Source organism: Corallococcus sp. CA049B (genome assembly GCF_003611685.1).
In the GTDB taxonomy this organism is placed as follows: Bacteria; Myxococcota; Myxococcia; order Myxococcales; family Myxococcaceae; genus Corallococcus; species Corallococcus coralloides.
Genome location: NZ_RAWC01000015.1, coordinates 1 through 18464, shown reverse-complemented (window position 1 = coordinate 18464; position 18464 = coordinate 1). Strand labels below are relative to the sequence as shown.

15 protein-coding genes are annotated in these 18464 nt (G+C 70.7%); 5 read left to right on the top strand and 10 right to left on the bottom strand.

Annotated elements, in window-relative coordinates:
* The first annotated feature begins 93 nt into the window (after positions 1-93).
* Positions 94-1119, top strand: a complete 1026-nt coding sequence (locus D7W82_RS05460) for an arginine N-succinyltransferase (RefSeq protein WP_120617318.1) — start codon at positions 94-96, stop codon at positions 1117-1119.
* Here the strand turns inward: D7W82_RS05460 and D7W82_RS05455 are convergent.
* Positions 1103-2131 (bottom strand): lasso peptide biosynthesis protein, encoded by a 1029-nt coding sequence (locus D7W82_RS05455; protein ID WP_120617317.1) that lies wholly within the window; start codon positions 2129-2131, stop codon positions 1103-1105. The genes D7W82_RS05460 and D7W82_RS05455 overlap by 17 nt on opposite strands.
* Before the next feature lie 65 nt (positions 2132-2196).
* On the opposite strand from D7W82_RS05455, the gene D7W82_RS05450 reads away from it, so the two are divergent.
* Positions 2197-5346: an ABC transporter substrate-binding protein gene (locus D7W82_RS05450; protein WP_120617316.1), complete on the top strand. Its 3150-nt coding sequence runs from the start codon at positions 2197-2199 to the stop codon at positions 5344-5346.
* Here D7W82_RS05450 and D7W82_RS05445 read toward each other — a convergent pair.
* From D7W82_RS05445 to D7W82_RS05420, 6 genes are all read right to left on the bottom strand, one after another.
* On the bottom strand, positions 5343-7529 hold the full coding sequence (locus tag D7W82_RS05445) for a hypothetical protein (RefSeq protein WP_120617315.1): 2187 nt from the start codon (positions 7527-7529) through the stop codon (positions 5343-5345). The two genes, D7W82_RS05450 and D7W82_RS05445, sit on opposite strands and share 4 nt — an antisense overlap.
* A 93-nt stretch (positions 7530-7622) precedes the next feature.
* Complete coding sequence (locus D7W82_RS05440) at positions 7623-8246, bottom strand: DedA family protein (RefSeq protein WP_120617314.1); 624 nt, start codon at positions 8244-8246, stop codon at positions 7623-7625.
* 116 nt (positions 8247-8362) lie between these two features.
* Positions 8363-9433 (bottom strand): radical SAM protein, encoded by a 1071-nt coding sequence (locus D7W82_RS05435; RefSeq protein ID WP_120617313.1) that lies wholly within the window; start codon positions 9431-9433, stop codon positions 8363-8365.
* Positions 9430-9669 (bottom strand): anti-sigma factor, encoded by a 240-nt coding sequence (locus tag D7W82_RS05430; protein WP_014399836.1) that lies wholly within the window; start codon positions 9667-9669, stop codon positions 9430-9432. Before D7W82_RS05430 ends, D7W82_RS05435 begins: the two co-directional genes overlap by 4 nt.
* 65 nt (positions 9670-9734) lie before the next feature.
* On the bottom strand, positions 9735-10364 hold the full coding sequence (locus D7W82_RS05425) for an RNA polymerase sigma factor (RefSeq protein WP_120561290.1): 630 nt from the start codon (positions 10362-10364) through the stop codon (positions 9735-9737).
* A 34-nt stretch (positions 10365-10398) separates the two neighbouring features.
* The gene (locus D7W82_RS05420) at positions 10399-10983 is read right to left on the bottom strand and encodes a DNA-3-methyladenine glycosylase (RefSeq protein ID WP_120617312.1); all 585 of its coding nucleotides are present in this window, start codon (positions 10981-10983) and stop codon (positions 10399-10401) included.
* 231 nt (positions 10984-11214) lie between these two features.
* Here D7W82_RS05420 and D7W82_RS05415 point away from each other — a divergent pair, with 231 nt between their 5' ends.
* Positions 11215-11745: a hypothetical protein gene (locus D7W82_RS05415; protein ID WP_120617311.1), complete on the top strand. Its 531-nt coding sequence runs from the start codon at positions 11215-11217 to the stop codon at positions 11743-11745.
* 57 nt (positions 11746-11802) lie between these two features.
* On the opposite strand, the gene D7W82_RS05410 is transcribed toward D7W82_RS05415, so the two are convergent.
* Positions 11803-13176, bottom strand: a complete 1374-nt coding sequence (locus tag D7W82_RS05410; protein ID WP_120617310.1) for a cell wall metabolism sensor histidine kinase WalK — start codon at positions 13174-13176, stop codon at positions 11803-11805.
* Positions 13173-13862, bottom strand: a complete 690-nt coding sequence (locus tag D7W82_RS05405) for a response regulator transcription factor (RefSeq protein WP_120617309.1) — start codon at positions 13860-13862, stop codon at positions 13173-13175. The genes D7W82_RS05410 and D7W82_RS05405 overlap by 4 nt, the downstream gene beginning before the upstream one ends.
* A 315-nt stretch (positions 13863-14177) precedes the next feature.
* Here D7W82_RS05405 and D7W82_RS05400 point away from each other — a divergent pair, with 315 nt between their 5' ends.
* Positions 14178-15731, top strand: a complete 1554-nt coding sequence (locus tag D7W82_RS05400) for a 4-alpha-glucanotransferase (protein WP_120617354.1) — start codon at positions 14178-14180, stop codon at positions 15729-15731.
* Positions 15732-15788: 57 nt separating this feature from the next.
* On the opposite strand, the gene D7W82_RS05395 is transcribed toward D7W82_RS05400, so the two are convergent.
* Positions 15789-16103 (bottom strand): hypothetical protein, encoded by a 315-nt coding sequence (locus D7W82_RS05395; protein WP_120617308.1) that lies wholly within the window; start codon positions 16101-16103, stop codon positions 15789-15791.
* A gap of 167 nt (positions 16104-16270) precedes the next feature.
* Here D7W82_RS05395 and D7W82_RS05390 point away from each other — a divergent pair, with 167 nt between their 5' ends.
* Entirely contained in the window at positions 16271-18448 is a 2178-nt protein-coding gene (locus D7W82_RS05390) for an outer membrane protein assembly factor (RefSeq protein ID WP_233587313.1), read from the top strand.
* Positions 18449-18464 lie beyond the last annotated feature (16 nt).

Genomic DNA, 18464 nt, shown 5'->3' with positions numbered 1-18464 from the left:
GGGAGCATCCAGGGGGCTGACGGGACGGGGGCGTGGTGTAAGGTCACGGGCCCTTCCGGCGCTCCCTTCCCGGGGCGCCCTTCAGTGTGCCCCATGCTCGTACTGCGAGACGTCCAGAAAACCGACTTGCCCGGCCTGAAGCGTCTTGCCGCGGTGCTGAACACGGTCAACCTGCCGAACAACGAGGAGACGCTCGAGGCCATCATCGACAAGTCGGTGAAGAGCTTCGCCGGCAAGGTGAAGGACCCGTTCGAGCGCGAGTACCTCTTCGTGCTGGAGGACGTGCGCAACAACCTCATCATCGGCACGTCGATGATCATCGCCCAGCACGGCACGTACGACGCGCCGCACATCTACTATGAGGTGAGCGAGCGCGAGCACTACTCCGCCTCGCTGGAGCGGCACCTGCGGCACAAGGTGCTGTCCATCGCCTACAACTACGAGGGCCCCACGGAGATTGGCGGCCTGGTGGTGGACCCGCCCTACCGCGCGACGCCGGACAAGCCCGGCAAGCAGCTGTCCTTCGTGCGCTTCCTCTTCATCTCCATGCACCGGCGGCTGTTCCGGCCGCGCGTGCTGGCGGAGCTGCTCCCGCCGCTGCTCCCCGACGGGCGCAGCCTCCTGTGGGAGGCCTGCGGGAAGAAGTTCACCGGGCTCACCTACCTGGAGGCAGACCGGCTGAGCCGCCAGAACAAGGAGTTCATCAAGGAGCTGTTCCCCGCGTCGGACATCTACGCGTCGCTGTTCCCGGACCGCGTGCAGAAGGTGCTGGGGGAAGTAGGCCCGGCCACGCGCGGCGTGCAGCGGATGCTGGAGCGGGTGGGCTTCCGGTACGTGGAGCGCATCGACCCGTTCGACGGCGGCCCGCACTTCGAGGCGGACACGGAGGACATCTCCCTGGTGCGCCGCTACCGCACGATGAAGCTGGCGGAAGAGGACTTCGAACTGGTGGGAGACGACGTGCTGGTCGCCGCCGAGCGCGAGTCCGGCCGCAACCGCTTCCGCTCCGTGCGCTGCCAGGCCCGGCTGGACAACACCGTCATCCACCTGCCCGCTCGCGCCAAGGAGCTCCTGGAAGTGAAGCCCGGCGCGAAGCTGTCCGTCATTCCGTTCGAGTAGCGCGCACCACGCGGAGGTCACCGCGCAGGAGCGACAGCCAGCGCGCCCCGGCCTCCAGCGCGGGGCCCTCCGGTGGCACCAGCGCGAGCACCAGGTGCGTGTCCGGGCGCACGGGGTCCAGGGACGTGGGATCCAAATCCAACGTCCCGCCGCCCCGCAGCGCCACCCGCACCCAGGCGTGCGGCCGGGCAGGGCCGCCGTCCACCACCAGCAGCCCGTGCACCAGCCCCACCCGCTGGCCCCGTCCTCGGGCGAGGGACGCGTAGCGCAGGGCATGGGCCAGACAGCCTCCGGCCTCACCCTCCCCGCCCGCGCGCCAGTCCGCCGCCGAGGGCCCCTTGTCCGGGAAGGCCGCGTGCACCTTCGCGGACAGGGCCCGGGCCTCGGTTGGCGTCCACTCCGTCATCTCCGGCAGACGGGTGGGGACCGTGCCGCCGGGAACGAGCCGCAGCGCCCCCTCCGAGCCGCCCTCCACGGGCACGCCCTCCGCGAAGAGCTCTGGCGGCGCTCGCAGCCGCTCTCCGGGAGCCGCCAGGGTGAAGCGGGAGTCGCCCACCTCCAGCGCCTGGAGCTGTCCCTTTTCGTCGTAGCGGGCGCGGAAGCGGGCGCCCAGCATCGTGCCCTCCGCGCTCGTGGGGCTCCTCGCCGTGACGCAGTGGGGGCCCTCCTGGCCGGACAGCTCCTCGCGGCCCTTCACGCAGCCTTCGGGGGGCGGGCCCCGCCACAGCCACAGCGCCTGGGGCACCGCGTCCGCGCCCGTCACGCGTCCACTCGCGTCCACCTTCAGTGCCACTTCCCGCACTCGCTCGCCTGCGTGGCCGTCACGCACGTGCAGGTGCCGGCTGGTGTACGTGAACCGCCCCGCGTCCAGGGACAGGCCCACCGTGCCCACCGGCACGCCCCGCCAGGCGAACACGAACCGGGCCGAGCTTCCGGCCCTGGCGGCCTCCGGGCCCGTGCTGGCGGGGTTTACGGGGAGCGCCAGCATGGCGATGGCGAGCAGGGCCTTCATGTCTCATGAAGCATGCGTCGAAATCAGGACCGGCGCGAGAAGGCGGGTTAGCGTCCACCCCGTCCATGGGCGCCAAACGATACCTCTTCTCGTTCGGGCTGGTGGCAGCCCTGGTCTCCGCACTCATCCTGGGCTTCGTGCTGTATTGGGTGACGGGCAAGCCGGATGACACGGCCGGCTGGGCGGTGCTGCTGCTCGGCGTGCCGTTCCTCTGGCTCATCGGCAGCTACCTGTCGTGGTTCCGGTTCGCGGCCATGCGGCGGCGCGAGCGGCGCGACCTGATGTCCCGGCTGGCCGAAGGCGACCTCACCACGCCCATCCACACCGGCTTCGAGGGCCAGGAGGACCTGCGCCGCCTCATCCTGTCCCTGCGCCGGGCCATGTCCCAGGTGCAGCGCGTGACGAGCAACCTGCACCGCACCGGCAACGGCGTGAGCGAGCAGGCCCGCATGCTGCTGGAGGCCGCGCGCCGTCAGGGCGGCGCCGTGGAGCGCACGCTCACCGCCGTGGGCGGCAACGGCACCAGCCTCCAGGTGGCCATCAAGCGCGTGCAGCACATTGAAACCTTCGCGCACGAGACGACGGGCGCCCTGCTGGAGATGACCGAGCGGCTGCACCAGGTGGTGGACGGCCTGGAGACCGTCAACGACTTCAGCCAGCGCACCAGCGGCCTCACCCAGGCGATGACGGAGCGGCTGACCCACATCGCCGCGTCCGGCGACGAGTTGGGCCGCTTCGCTTCGGAGGCCGAGGACTTCGTCGCGCTGGTGGAGGGCGGCATCGACGCCGTGCGCCGCCGCGCCACGGAGACCAACAGCATGGCCATCGCCGTCACCGCCACCGCCCAGCGCGGTGAGGCGCTGGTGGGCGACAGCGTGCAGGGCATGTACCGGGTGGAGGAGACGGTGAGAAAGGCGGCCGAGCTGATGGAGATGCTCGGCACGCGGTCGCTGGAGATTGGCCGCATCGTGGACGTCATCCAGGAGATCGCCGACCAGACGAACCTGCTGGCCCTCAACGCCGCCATCATCGCCGCGCAGGCGGGCGAGCACGGCCGCCCCTTCGGCGTGGTGGCCAACGAAATCCGCAGCCTCGCCGAGCGCACCACGCGCTCCACGCGCGAGATTGGCACCATGGTCACCGGCATCCGCGACGCGGTGGAGACCGCCGTGGCGCTGGTGCAGGAGGGCCGCGAGCAGGCCACCGCGGGCGTGGCCCTGGGCGACCGCGCCTCCGAAGCCCTCAGTGAAATCCGCTCCATCACCCAGCGCACCTTCGCCGCCGTGGAGGCCACGGTGATGGAGACGCAGCGGCTGGAGGCGCAGGGCGCCACCGTCGTGGAGGCCAGCAAGCGCGTGGCCCGGCGCGTGGAGGACATCACGCGCATGGCCATCGAGCAGTCCGGCAACGCGCGGGACCTGGTGCGCCAGATCCAGGAGATGTCGCGCGTGGGCCAGAGCGCCGGCCAGAAGGCCGAGGCCCAGGCGCGCACCGGCCGAGACCTGTCCGAGGCGGTGATGCGCCTGAGCGCGGCCATCGAGGAGCTGAGGGCCGCGCACCAGGTGCTCACCCGGGGCGACGCGTCCATCCGGGAAGAGGTCGCGCAGGTGCGCGAGGACGCGCGCCGGGTCATCCGCATTGGCGACGGGTTGGACCGCACGGTGGACCAGCTGGGCCACGAGACGGCGAGCCTGGAGGCGGAGGTGTTCCGCTTCCAGCTGCCTCGGGCCCGCGTGGGCGGCGCGCTGCGGGTGGGCCTGCACCAGTCGGGTTCGCTGCGCGCGCGGCAGACGGTGGATCCGCTGTTCGCCGTGGAGAACCAGATGGCGGAGCTGACAGCGTGCCTCTTCTCCTGCCTCGTGCGGCTGGAGGACGGCATGCTGGTGCCCGACCTGGCCGAGCGCTGGGACGCGGACCCTTCCGCGCGCCGCTACCGCTTCTACCTGCGCCGGGGCGTCACCTTCCACGACGGCGCCCTGCTCACCGCGATGGACGTGAAGCGGCACCTGGAGCGGCTGATGGACCCGGCGCTGCGCTCGCCGGACCGCAGCCTGCTGGAGGACGTGGAGGGCGCGCGCGAGTACGCCAGCGGCCTTGCGCGCGAGGTGACGGGCATCGAGGTCCTGGACGAGGGCACGCTGGAGATCCGCCTGCGCGAGCCCAAGGCGTTCTTCCTCCAGCTCATGGCGCTGACCGCCACGGCGGTGGCGAAGCTGGACCCGGCGGGGAAGCTGGTGGGCACGGGGCCCTTCCGCTTCGTGGGCATGCAGGCGGACCGGATGGTGCTGGAGCGCAACGCCACCTACTGGCGCGGCGGGCTCCCGCTGCTGGACCGGTTGGAGTTCGTCCTCACGGAGACGCGTCCGCAGGCGGTGCGGCAGTTGTTGGATGGGCAGGTGGACCTCGTGTCGTTCCTGCACGTGGAGCACACGGAGGCGCATGGGCTGGACGCGCATCAGGTGGTGACCAGCACCACGCCCTCCACGGCGTTCCTGGGGCTCAACCTGAATGAGGCGCCGTACAACGACGTGCGCGTGCGGCGGGCGCTGCGCGCGGGCATGGACATCCCGGGCGTGGTGGAGCAGTTCCACCCGGGCGCGCGAGTGGCCCGCACCTTCACGCCGCCGGAGCTGTTGGACGGGGCGCAGGAGCTGGGGCCCACGCCGGTGCCGGACCTGACGCTGGCGGAGCGGCTCCTGCGTGAGGCGGGCGTGCGGCGGTTGCAGCTCACCCTGCACCACGCGGTGGGCCGCGACACGTCCGCCGAGGACGCGGTGCTCTTCCGGCCGCTGCTCCAGGCAGGGCTGCTGGAGCTGCGCCACGAGCAGCAGCCTCCGGAGGAGTACCTGGCGCGCCTGCGCGAGGGGAAGGTCCCGGCGTTCCGCACGCTGTGGCTGGCGGACTTCCCGGACCCGGACGCGTTCCTGCACTTCCTGCTCAACTCCAGCGCGCAGACGGTGTACCCGCTGGGCTACCGCAACCCGGAGCTGGACCGGCTCACCGCCGAGGCGCGCGTGTCCATCGACCCGGAGCTGCGCTCGCAGCTGTACCGGCGCGCGGAGCTGCTGGCGCGCGAGGACTGCCCGCTCATCCCGCTGTACCACGACCGCACGCGCGCGGTGGCGGTGGCGTCCGTGCAGAACCTGCGGCTGCACCAGACGCCGCCGCAGGTGCGCTTCGAGGACCTCTGGGTCGACCCGGCCGCGGGCGGCTAGGGCACGGCCCGGCGCGCTCCTGCGGGACTGGCATTGCGCTGGGGCCAGCCCCGGGCCTGGGTGCGTCCACCGAGGGGGAAGGACTCCAGCCACCAGACACCGTCGCGGCGCAGGGCCACGTGCAGCAGGTCTCCGGCGAACACCGCCCCTGCCACCTCCACGCGGCCCGGCAGGGAGCACTGGTTGAGCTTGTTGCCGAAGGCGATCCATTCGAGCCACGCCTGGCGCTGACCGTTCGGCAGCTCCGCGTCCGCGAGCACGCCCACGGTGTTCTGCTCCAGCAGCGCGGCTTCATGGAAGGCACCTGGAAGCAACGGCGAGGGCAACACGTCCACCTCCGTGACGACCTGGCCATCATTGGCGCGGAAGGAGCGCAGCACCGTGCGCAGCTCCGCGCCGACGCAGGGAGTGCCATCCGTGTGGTCGCACGCGAACGCGAACGCATGACCTGTCGTGCCTCCGGGGGACATGAGCACGGGCTCGGCCAGGGGCGACAGCGTGCGTGCGCCTGCGTCCCAGTCCAGCGCGGTGAGCACACCTCCATCCGTGTCCACGAAGGCCCGCGTGCCCACGAGCAACCGTCCCGACGCGAGCGCCAGTGACGGCGCGCCGCCTGGGACATCCACTTCGAGCGGTTCGAGGGTCAGCGATGCGATGCCTCCGTCACCGAGCGCATCACCGGACGCCATGAGTGTCCCGCCGTCCGTGCTCACTTCAGGCAGTGCCCAGGCCGTGAAGGCCAGCCGTCCACCCCATGGCATGTAGAGGTACGCGCCGCGCGTGTCGTCCACCGCGAGCCTCGCCGCTCCGCCGCCGCCTTCCTCCGGTCCCATCGCCAGCGGCGCGCCCGCGTCCGCGCTCAGCAACACCAGCCGGGAGCGCAGCGGCTCCGTGCCCGCGACGTCGCTCCACGTGACGTACGTCAGCACGTCCCCTTCCTTCGTGAGCGCCACCCTGCCCGCTCCCGTGGCGCCCGGCATGACCTCCGGTGTCCCTCCATCCAGCGTCGCATCGGCGAACGCCAGCGATGTACGCCAGCGCAGCTCGCCCACGCCTCGCGGCGCGTAGGCCTCCAGCGCTTCCGGCGCGAGCACCACCACGCCCGCGTCCGATGCCGCGAGCAGCGTCCTCGCGCCTCCGTCCCCGTAGGGCGACTCGTAGCGCAGCAGTCCGCTCTCCGTGTACGCGGCGAGCCAACAGCCCGCGTCCTCACCGCACACCGACACGTAGACCGTCCCGTCGTCCACCAGCAGCACCGGCCCGCCGTCCTCCGCGACGGGCGCCCCGCCCAGCTCCGCGCTGAAGCCGGGTTCCAGGTCTCCCGCGTCCGGACGCATGCACTCGCCCGCGCTGCACGTCCCCTCACCCTGGCAGGGCGTGGCCGGCGCGCAGACGAAGCCGTCCGGCGGCGTCACGGACTGGCACGTGCCGCGGAAGCAGACCCGCGCCTCCTTGCAGCTCACCGCGCCGCAGGGGCTGAAGTCCGCCACGTCCGCCTCCTGGCAACCCGAGTTGCGGTCACACACGCCCACCTTGCAGGGGTTGCTCGGCACCGGGCACGCGACGTTCGCCGTCACGCAGCCCTGCGTCGGCGAACAGCTGTCCACCGTGCACGGGTTGTCGTCATTGCACGTGCGCGGCTGCCCCACGCAGGCCCCCGCCTGGCAGCGACCGTTCTCCTGGCAGCGGCTGCTGGGGATGCATGACGCTCCGTCCTCCAGCGGGGACTCGATGCACTGGCCTGAGTCCAGGTCGAAGCGCGAGTCGCGGCACTCGCCCTGGGGCAGGCACGGCAGCGGACGCACGCCCACGCCGGTGAGCTTCACCTTCGCCGTGGTGCGCCCCGCGGTGAGCACCAGCTCCCCCTCCACCGGCGCATTGCCCGCGGAGAACAGGATGTCCACCGTGCCCGTGCCGCTGCCCGCCACGACAATCTGGGACACGACGACGAAGAAGGGCGCGTCCGTCACCGCGTCCACCGTGACGCCCGCGCGGCCGGTGGCCACCAGCGTCAACGAGCGGCGCACCTGCGTGCCCTCCAGCACCCGGCCGAAGTCCACCACCTCTTGCTGCGGCCGGAAGCTGGCGCTCGCACCGCCGACGTTCGGGTCGTCGCCACAGCGGCACCCGCCCACCAGGACGAGCACCAGGAGCAGCCACCAGCGAGCACGGGCGCGGAACATGCCCCGACTCAACCGCGCCACCCCGGGCTGGCGCAACGTGCGCCCCACCGTGGCGGGTCGGTCCCCGCACATTTTCCTGCCCGGCCGGGCCCGCTACGGTTCCACGGCCGACTCACGCCGCCGCGTCAGCGCCCGCACGCCGAAGCCCAGCGCCGCCACCACGAGCAGCCCGATGACCGCGTACTGGTAGCGCGACACCAGCACCGTCAGCCGCTCCAGGTTGCCACCCACCGCCATGCCCAGCGCCAGGATGAGCCCGCTGTGCGCCAGCGCGGAGATGGCGCCCAGCACCAGCGCGTTGAAGCGCGGCATGCGCGCCGCTCCCGCCGCGATGAAGATGACGCCCCGGATGCCCGGCAGGAACCGGTTCACCAGGAGTAGCCACGGCCCCGCGTGCCGCATCCGCGCCTGCACCTGCTCCAGCCGCGCGTGCGTGAGCCCGAAGAAGGAGCGCCCCGGCTGCGCCTCGAAGCGCTTCGCCAGCCACTTGCCCACCGAGTAGTTGATGAACGCCCCCAGCACGCTGCCCGCCGTCACCACCGCGAGCACCATCCACCAGGGCTTCACCCCACGCACGGCGTAGACGCCGCCCATGAGCACGATGGTGTCCCCGGGGAATGGCGGCACCACGTACTCCAGCATCGCCGCCACGCCGAGCACCAGGAACCCGAACGGCCCCAGCGTCCCAATCAGCTTGTCGACGTGCTCGATCCACATCCGCGCAGTGCCCTCCAGCCCCGGAAGCCTTCCGCGCGAGACTTAAGTCGTCTCCCCGCCCGGCGGAACCCGTGTTCTCCACCAGCCGCGCGGCGGTGAACACGGGCGGGGGGACGTCAGGCCTGCCGGGGCGAGGCCGCGGGCGTCGGCAGCACCGTGCCGCCGTACTGGCTCGCCGCCAGCGTGCCGCACGCCGCGCCAATCTCCTTGCCGCCCGAATAGCGCCGCGCGATGGGCGCCTTCAGAATCTGAAGGTGGTCCCGGAACGCGCTCAACTCCTCCGCCGTGGGCGGCAGGTACTTGCCCGTCGGATCCGTCACGTCGATGAGGTCCACCTTGATGGGGATGCCCTCGAACGCCGCCTTCAGCGCCTCCGCGTCCTCGCGCTCCAAGTTGAAGCCCTGGATGGCCACGTAGGCAATCATCGCCCGCTCGCGCCGCGCTTCGCTGTACTCGCGGATGGCCTGGATCAGCTCCGGCAGCGGGTGCGTCTTCTCGATGGGGAGCACCTTCGCGCGCTTCTCCGGAATGGCGCTCGTCACGCTGAACGCCAGGCGGAACGGGTGCCCTTCCTTCGTGTAGCGGCGAATCGCGGGCACGTGCCCCGCCGTGGAGAACGTGATGGCCGTGCCGGAGATGGAGAACCCCGCCGGGTGCGAGAGAATCTGCGCCGCGCGGATGGTCTCCTTGTAGTTGAGCAGCGGCTCGCCCATCCCCATGAACACCACGCCGCCCACGCGCCGGTCCGCCTCCGCGCGCACCTGCATCACCTGGTCCAATATCTCCCAGGTCTGGAGGTTGCGCTGGAAGCCCAGCTTGCCCGTCATGCAGAAGTCGCACGCCAGCGCACAGCCCACCTGGCTGGACACACAGACGACGTACTTCTCCTCGAAGATGGGGATGCGCACCGCTTCGATGCGGCCGCCCAGCGGCGACTCGAAGAGATACTTCACGAAGCCGTCTTCGGCCTGACGCCGCTCGACGACCTTGAGGGACGGCATCTGGGCCTGGGCGCGGAGCAGGTCCGCGACCCGGCGCGGCACCTGGGGCGCCAGCGCGACGGCATCCACCGTGGGACGGGCGTGGGCGAAGACGCCCGCGAACACCTTGCGCACCGCGGTCGCGGACGGCTGGGCCGGCGCGAGCGCCGCTTCCAGCTCCGGCAGCGACAGTTGTTTCAGGTTCACGAGCAGGACTTGATCTTCGAGCGCAGGAACTCGGTCAGCTTCGCCGACACTTCCCGGGGCATCTTCAGCGCCATGGCGCGCTTGCAGAGGCCGGGAGTCGCCCGATAGGTGCTGAGGAATTCCTCGCAGGGCTTGCAGCCCGACAGGTGCTCCTGCAGGTGCCGCGCCTCCTCCTCGGGCATTTCGCCCTCAAGGAACTCCAGCAGGAGGTTGATGGAATCTTTGCAGGTATACATCCGAACCTCGGCTGGCTGCGGCTCCCCTCGTTCCTGTTCGAAGATGCCGAGGCGCCCTGGGGGTTTCACACCCCGCGATTGTCCCGGTTGTAGAACAGGTCGATGGCCTCTCGCAGCGCGAGCCGTGCCCGGTGCAGGCGGCTCTTGATGGCGGGGATGGAAGCCCCCGTCACTTCTGCGATCTGTTCGTAGCTGAGGCCGTCCACGTCTTTCAAGAGGAAGACTTCCCGGTAGCCCTCCGGCAACCGGTCGGCCGCCTGCTGGATGGCCTGCCCCAGCTCCGCGTCCAGCGCCTTCTCCTCGGCGTCCCGGCTCCAGTCCGAAACGGGGTAGTCCGCCAGGGTGCCCCGCTCCGTGAATTCAGGGGTCTGGAGCTCCGCCTCCGCCGCCTGGGCCACCCGGCGGTGACGCAGGCGCATGAGGGCGTGGTTGGCAGCGATGCGGTGCACCCAGGACCCGAAGGCCGCCTCGCCCCGGAAGTCCTTCAGGTGTTGGTAGGCGGACAGGAAGGTGTCCTGGGTGATTTCCGCCGCGTCCGCCTCCGAGCGCGTCATCCGCAGCGCCAGGCCGTAGACCCGGTCCTGGTGCAGGCCCACCAGGGCCTCGAAGGCGGACACGTCACCGTCCTGGGCCCGCGTCAGGAGCCGCCGGTCTTCTTCCTGCCGGTCTTCTTCCTGGGGAGCCTCTTGGGACATGACTTTCCCACCCAACCAGTCGAAAGGTTCCGCGTCAAGGCCGACGGCGAGGCCGCCGGGAGACGAAGCGGCTGACGTGTCCACTGTCCCGGTCCCACAGCCGGAAGGGTTCAGCGGCCCACGCCCCTGCGTACTCCACGCCGATGCGCGGCCCCCGCTCCACCCGCGCGTCCGGCACCGGCGTCCCCGGCAAAAGGTGCAGCCCCTCTGAGTCCAGCGTGAGGCCGTTGTGGTTCAGGTTCAGCCCCATCACCCGGCACAGCCTTCCTGGCCCGTCCGTCCGCTCGCCGGGCGGGATGCCCTCCACCGGCTCCACGCCCCGCACCAGCACCGCCGCCGCCACCCCGGGCGCGTCCGTCACCACGTTGAAGCAGTGGTGCATTCCATAGATGAGGTAGACGTACGAGCGCCCCGCCGGCCCGAACATCACCTCCGTGCGCGCCGTGCGGCCCTTGGACGAATGACACGCCAGGTCGTGCTCGCCCAGGTAGGCCTCCACCTCCACGATGCGGCCCACGCGCCGGCCCCGGACGCCGTCCACCACCAGCAGGGTGCCCAGGAGGTCGCGCGCCACCTCCAGGGTCGGACGCGCGTAGAAGGACAAGGGAAGGGGTTTCATGGGTGGGGGGCTTGAGCGGGCGCGGTCTTGTCGTCCGAGGTCGAACGGGCAGCGACGCGGTCAACGCGCCCATGAGCGCGGAGCGAGCCCGGTGCGGCATACCACGGCGTCTTGAGCAGGGGCTCCACACTTCCTCAACATCTCGACGCGAGGGTGGAGGTCCGGTCGACACGGTCGCCCATGGGGGCGAAGTGAACGCATGGGGAATCGACCCGAGGGGAACGCGAAATCATGAAATCCGTCCTGGTAGCCACCGCGGCCACGTGCCTCGCAGTCAGCCCGGCCTTCGCCTCGGACTGCGAAGACCTGCCCGCCAAGGGACAGGCCAGCCTCGAGAAGAAGTACATGAAGATAAAGGCCGAGAGCGAGCACGCCGCCACGGACTGCGTCGCCATCCGGAACAACGATGCCCTGGGAACGGGCCACGGCATCACGCTCGACTGCCGGATCCACTTCCGCCCCCGGAACGGGGGCTGCTACGTGGACTACACGCCCTACGGCGACACCAACAAGAGCCTCTCCCGGCATCCCGGCTGTGATGCGGGCAAGTGGGCCTGGGCCAACGGCGTGGACATGCCCACCGGCGACTCCACCTCGGACCCGCGGGGGAAGACGTTCACGGGCAGCGTCCGCTTCAACATGATGAATGCGGAGTACGAGCTGAAGTACACGGTCCTGGTCGGTGACAAGAAGAGCGACAAGGCCCTGGAAGACACCTACGCGGCGACCCTGAAGAAGATCTGCATCCGCAAGTCTCGCTGACGCATGGGCACGGCGTGAGGCGCAGGGGCGCGAACGCGCCACCCACGCCCCCGGGCCTCACGCCTGGGGGCCCTCGATGACCACCCTCAACCCCCGCGGCAGGTTGCTGGAGAACTCCAACGAGAAGCCGACACACCGGCACAGCTCGCGAACAATGGAGACCCCCAGCCCGCTGCCTCGCGGGGCCCGGCGCCTCGACTGGCGGGAGCGGAACCCCCGCTCCCCCAGACACGCCAGCTCCTCGGGGGGGAGTCCCGGGCCGTCATCCAGCACGGTGAGCCGGAAGCGTCGCGGTCCAGCGGCCTCCAGCACCGCCACGACGTGGCCGCCCTCCTCACCGTGCGTGATGGCGTTGTGCAGCAGGTTGCCAAGGGCCTGCTCCATCATCGTGGGATTGCAGCGCGCCCAGAGCGCCTCGTCCGGACGTGAGCACTCCACGGTGAGCTGCCGCCCCCGTGCAAGCTGCCTGAACCTGCGAACGACCCGCTCCACGGTCTGCCCCAGCTCCACCCGGGCATCCCCCGCCAGCGGATCCACCCCCTCCCCCATCTGGCAGGCGAGGTGGAGGTTGTCCACCAGCGACGTGAGGTAGACGGTGTCCTCGAGCCCCTGCCGCAGCAGCTCGGGATGGCCTTGAGCGGGCTCCGTCGAGGCCAGCTCCAGCGAGAGTTGGAGCGAGGCGATGGGTGTCTTCAAGTCGTGCGCGACGTCCGCCAGGTGCCGCTCCAGCGCGTGCTTCTGGGATTCGATGCGCGCGGCATCCCGCTGGACGCGAGCATGGGTGGCGTCGAGCGCCTGGGACACCTCTCCCAGCTCGTCGCCCAGGCCATCCGTGGCGGACCGGTAGTCTGGAGCCCCGAGCGCCCGCGCGGCGCGGTGCAGGCGACGTAGCCGCTCGAGGAGCGGCTGGACGACGGCGAAGGTGGACAGCGCCGCCGCGACTGTCGTGAACAGGAGGGCGACCCCCAGGAGCCACCGCCCCACCGTCATGCGCTCATGCATGGGGGGCCAGCGAAACTCCAGCAGGCTGCACGGCCCGGAGGGCGCGAGCCTCCTGACCGAAGCGCCTCCCCACCGCGGGTCGGGATGGAGGAACGGGAGATAGATGAGGGTCGCCTCCTCGGCCCCCTCCATCACCCGGGCGACGAGCCTCGGCTCGGGGCGCCCTCCCGGGCCCCCTGCTCCGACCAGGGCCGCATCGAACGCCTCCACCTCGATGCCCTCGGGCCCCTGAAAGCGCCAGCCCGGCGCCGCCTGACACGCCTCGCGATGGGAGGCCAGGATGAGCGCGGTGGCAAAGCGCGTGCTCCGCAGCAACGCGGCATCCACGCCCATGAAGGTCGCCAGGTAGGAGGTCCCGAGCGTCCCCAGGAGGCCCAGGAGCGAGGAGGCCGCGAGGATGCGCAGGGCCAACCGGTTGTGCAGCCTCACGCGGACCCCTCTTGTGGGTTGAACTGGTATCCGATGCCCCAGGACGTCCGGATGCGCGCTCCCGCCGGCCCGAGCTTCTTCCGGAGGCGTGCGATATGGGAGTCCACCGTCCGGTCATCGCGCTCCTCATTGAGAGGGAGGGCGTGCTGGGCAATCTGGGCCCGCGTCATGGCCCTCCCGGGGCGCTCGACGAGATACGCCAGCACGTCGAACTCATGGCGGGTCAGCGGCACGGGGCCCGTGCCCTCGCGGCTCACATCGCGCGCATCGAGGTCCAGGCGCACATCGTCCCAATGCACGACACGGCGCGGTCGCTCCTCCAGGAGCAGGAGTCTGGCGCGGATGCGCGCGACCAGCTCCTCCATCCAGAAGGGCTTGGCCAGATAGTCCACCGCCCCCAAACCAAACGAGCGCAGCCGGGCCTCCAGCTCCTGCCGTGCGGTGAGCACGATGACAGGCATGCGCAGCCGGCCCTTCCACGCGTCCAGCAGCTCGAAGCCGTCCCTTCCGGGGAGACTCAGGTCCAAGACCACCAGGTCAGGCCGCTCGCGCTCGGACGCCTCAAGTGCGAGCAAGCCGTCGGTGGCGAGCACCACCTGGAACCCCGCCTGCTTCAGGCCGCGGACGAGGCCCGCGGCGATGGGGGCGTCATCCTCGACGACCAGGATGCGCGCCGGGACCGTCATCGACGCCCTCCGCGGGAGCGGGGCAGTCGCCAGGCATTCGTCGGCATCGGCTCAATATACCCAGGCGCGGCCTCGCCTCGGATGGGCCGGTCTGGTCAGCCAACGCCTCCCTCACGGCGATGACACGCCTTGTCATTTCCCCGGGGAACCTCCAACTCCGGGGGCACCGGGCGCTGTCCCTCCATCCCCACGGGAGCGCTCCGTCCACCATTGAGCGCCTCGCGTCCGACGGCGGGCCCTTCAGGCAGGCGTGTGTGCACTGCGTCGCGACGGCAGTTCACACCGGCCCGGGGCTGGGGCAGATTGGGCCGCATCATGTCCACTCCTGGCCGGCTCTCCGGTCTCCTGCTGCCTCTCTTCTCCCTGCGCTCGCGAACGGACTTCGGCATCGGTGACTTCGGTGCCATGGACGGGCTCTTCTCCTGGATGAAGGCCGCGCGTCAGCGCCTGTTGATGGTGCTGCCCCTCCTCCCCACCGCGCCCGGCGACCCCAGCCCGTACGCCACCCGGTCCGCGTTCGGCCTGAACCCGCTCTTCATCGACCTGGACCAGGTGCCGGAGTTCCAGGCCACCGGCGGCGAGGGCGCGCTTGGCGACGCGCAGAAGCAGCAGCTGGCGGAGGCCCGCGCCGCGGCGCGCGTGCGCTACGACTTGGTGTTCCCGCTGAAGGACGCCGCGTTCGCGCGCGCCTTCGACCACTTCGAAAAGCACGAGTGGACCCCGCGCACGCCGCGCGCCCAGGAGTTCCAGAAGTGGCGCGAGGCGCAGGGCGAGTGGCTGGAGAGCTACGCGCTCTTCACCGCCATCAGCGAGAAGGAAGACCGCCGTCCCTGGTGGCAGTGGCCCGAAGGGCTGCGCACGCGCCAGCCGGAGGCGCTGCTCGCCATCCAGAAGGAAGGCCTGGAGCGCCGCGTGCGCTACCACGCCTGGCTCCAGTGGCTGGCCGAGGCGCAGTGGAACCAGGTCCGCGCGCAGGCGAAGGCGAAGGACGTGCTGCTGTGCGGGGACGAGCCCTTCATCATCGGGCAGGACAGCTCCGACTGCTGGGCCCACCCGGACATCCTGCGACGCGACGCGCGCCTGGGCGTGCCGCCGGACGACTTCTCCGCCACGGGCCAGGACTGGGGCCTGCCCTACTTCGACTTCGCCGCGATGGAGAAGGACGACTACGCGTGGCTGAAGAAGCGCGCGGCCAAGGCGGCCAGCTACTACGACCTGCGCCGCGTGGACCACGCGGTGGGCTACTTCCGCCAGTGGATCCGCGACGAGAAGAACCCCACCGGCTACTTCGTCCCCGGGGACGAGCCCACCTGGCGCCGCCAGGGTGAGAAGCACTTCCGCCTGCTGTCGGAGGGCGCGGGCATCGTCGCCGAGGACCTGGGCGTGATCCCCCCGTTCGTGCGTCAAATCCTGGCGGACCTGAAGCTGCCCGGCTACCGCGTGCTGCGCTGGGAGCGCGACGACAACACCTACCGCGACCCGCACCAGTTCCCCGCCGTGTCGCTGGTCACCACCGGCACGCACGACACGGAGCCGCAGGCGGAGTGGTGGGAGCAGGCGCAGGAGCATGAGCGCCAGAACGCCGCACGTGCGTGGCCGGAGTTCCAGGGCGTGGCGGTGACGCGCGAGTTCACCCCGGACATCCACCGCGCCACGCTGGCCGCCGCGCTCAACGCGGGCTCGGACCTGTGCGTGCTGCCGTGGCAGGACGTGCTGGGCACGCGCGACCGCATCAACCTGCCCGGCACCATGGGCGACGCCAACTGGGCCTACCGCATCGCGCAGAACACGGACGCGCTGCTCACGGAAGCCCAGACGAAGGACGCCGCGGAGCGCCTGGCCTGGCTCACCGCCTCGTCGCGCCGCTAGCCGCGGAAGCCCTCCGCCCCGGGGCCTTCCGCCCCGGGGTTCCTGGACGACGGCCGCCTACTGCTGGCCGTTGCCCTCGATGCACTTCACCTGGCCGGGGAAGCCGTCGAACACGGCGCAGCGGCGGCCCGCCTTCGCGCACTCCAGCCGGTCGCAGATGTTGTCCACGACGCACAGGGGCGGCGAGCGGCCGAACTCCAGGAACAGCTCCGCGCAGAAGCGCAGCGGATCCGCGCACCCGAGGGAGCCGCAGTACGGCGTGTCGGAGAGGTTCTCTCCCTCCTTGAGTTGGACCACTTCGTCTTCGCTCACGCCGCAGCCGGTGGCGAGCACCAGCGTGGCCGACAGCAGGAGTGCGATTCGCCGGACCATAGGGACCCGAATCTGACGCACCCCGGGCCCGGTTGCACGCGCCACGGCGGAGCCCGGAGGATTGGCGGACACTGACCCCGTCCCCGAGGTCGTGGAATGCGACACTCGCCGCACAAAGAAACATTGCGAAACGCGTCACGGGCTGGCCATCCGGTAAGAAACGTGACGTGGCCGACGTCCGACTCCTCCGACTCCGCTCCGCCGTGCCCCTCGCGCTGACCGTGCTCCTGACGGCGTGCGCCACCACCTCCAATCAGCCCACCGGCCCGAAGGTGAAGTCCCTGGACATCCAGGGGGCGAAGCAGGTGGACGACGGGGACATCAAGGACCGCATCCTCACGTCCTCCACGCCCTGGTACGCGTTCTGGCCCTTCGGCAAGGCGCACTACTTCGACACCAACGCGTGGCAGGCGGACCTGCGCCGCATCGAGCGCTTCTACCAGGCGCAAGGGTTCTACCAGGCGCAGGTGGAGTCCAACGAGGTCATCCCGGACGGCGACAAGGCCGTGCGCCTCAAGGTGGTGGTCAACGAGGGCGCGCCCACCCTCATCGACCGCATCGAGACGCACGGGCTGGAGTCCCTGGGCGAAGGGCCGGATCAGCCGTCGCAGCGCGAGCGGGAGCGCATCCTGGAGGAGCTGCCGGTGAAGACCGGCGACGTGTTCCGCGAGGAGACGTGGGCGGCCACCAAGGACCTGGTGCTCCAGCGGCTCAAGGATCTGGGGTACGCGGAAGCGGAGGTGGGCGGCGAGGTGCGCGTGGACGTGGCCACGCAGAAGGCCGTGGTGGACCTGCAGATCGCCCCGGGCCTGCGCTACCGCTTCGGCAACATCTTCATCGCCACGGACGCGAACCCGCAGGTGCCGCCCCGCCGCATCATCGAGCAGGCGCAGGGCGCCGTCATCAAGGGCGCCTACTTCAGCGAAGCGGCGCTGGCGGAGGCGCAGGCGCGCGTCTTCCGCATGGGCGTGTTCGGCGCGGTGAAGGTGAACCGGGGCGCGCCGGACCGGCAGAACGCCACGGTGCCGGTGGTGGTGGACGTGCGCGAGTCGCCCTTCCACTCGCTCAAGCTGGGCGGCGGTATCGGCGTGGACGCCGCGCGGCAGGAGGGCCGCATCCTGGGCGAGTGGACCAACCGCAACTTCCGCGGCGGCCTGCGCAGGCTCACGCTTCGCGGACGCCTGGGCTACGCGTTCATCCCCAACGTGCTGGCGAGCCTCCGCGACGACGAGGGCTCCGATGACGACCCCGTCTTCACCTTCACCACGGAGTTCGAGCAGCCGCGCTTCCTCTTCCGCGACCTGGCCCTGCAGGCCTCCGTCACCGCGGAGAAGGGCCTCCAGCAGGCCTATTCGTTCTACGGCGGCTATCTGAAGACAGGCGTCATCTGGACGCCCCACCCGTCCTTCTCCGTCTTCCCCTCGTACAACCTGCAACTCTACCGGCTGAAGGGACAGGTGAGCCTGGAGGAGGGCGTCCCGCCCATCACGCTCGGCTGCGAAAACACGAACGAGCAAGGCACCTGCGACCAGGCGCTGAGCTTCCTGGAGGTGGCGTTCGCCTGGGACCGCAGGGACGACCGCACCGAGCCGCGCGACGGCTACTACGTGGGCTTCTCCATCCAGAAGGGCGGCGGCCCCTTCTTCGGGCAGTACCATTACGTCCGGCTGCTGCCGGACCTGCGCTACTACCACTCCCTTGGAGACAAGAAGGACCTGACGCTCGCGGTGAAGCTGCGCGGGGGCACGCTGAACCCGGCGGGCGGCGGCCAGAGCTCCATCGTCACCCGCTTCTTCTCCGGCGGCGCCACCGCGATGCGCGGCTTCAACGGCCAGCGGCTGTCCCCCATGACGCCGCTCGCGCCGACCTACAAGAAGGACGACGACGGCAACGTCCTGCTGGACGCGAACGGCAACCCCATCCTGGATTCCTGGGACACGGTGCCCGTGGGCGGCAACAGCCTCTTCGAGAGCTCCGTGGAGCTGCGCTACATGCTCACGGACAGCCTGATGCTCGCCATCTTCTATGACTCCGGCCTCGTGGGCACGGAGGCGCTGTTCGACAAGAACGGCCCCAAGCTGTTCGGTCCCGAGCACTACCACGCGGTGGGCGGCGGCCTGCGCTACCTCACGGTGGTGGGCCCCATCCGACTGGACATCGCCAGGCGCTTGAACATCGGGCGGGGATTGCCCGTCAGCGATCCCGGATACATCTATCCGTCCTCGGGTGGATGCCTGGGCTTCGGGCGCAAGTTCGACAAGACCTCGACCTCCGCCGATGCAGCCTATGCGGGTGCCCCGGAAGGGCTCTGCGCGGTCCATATCTCCATCGGAGAGGCGTTTTGAGCGACCCCACCACCCC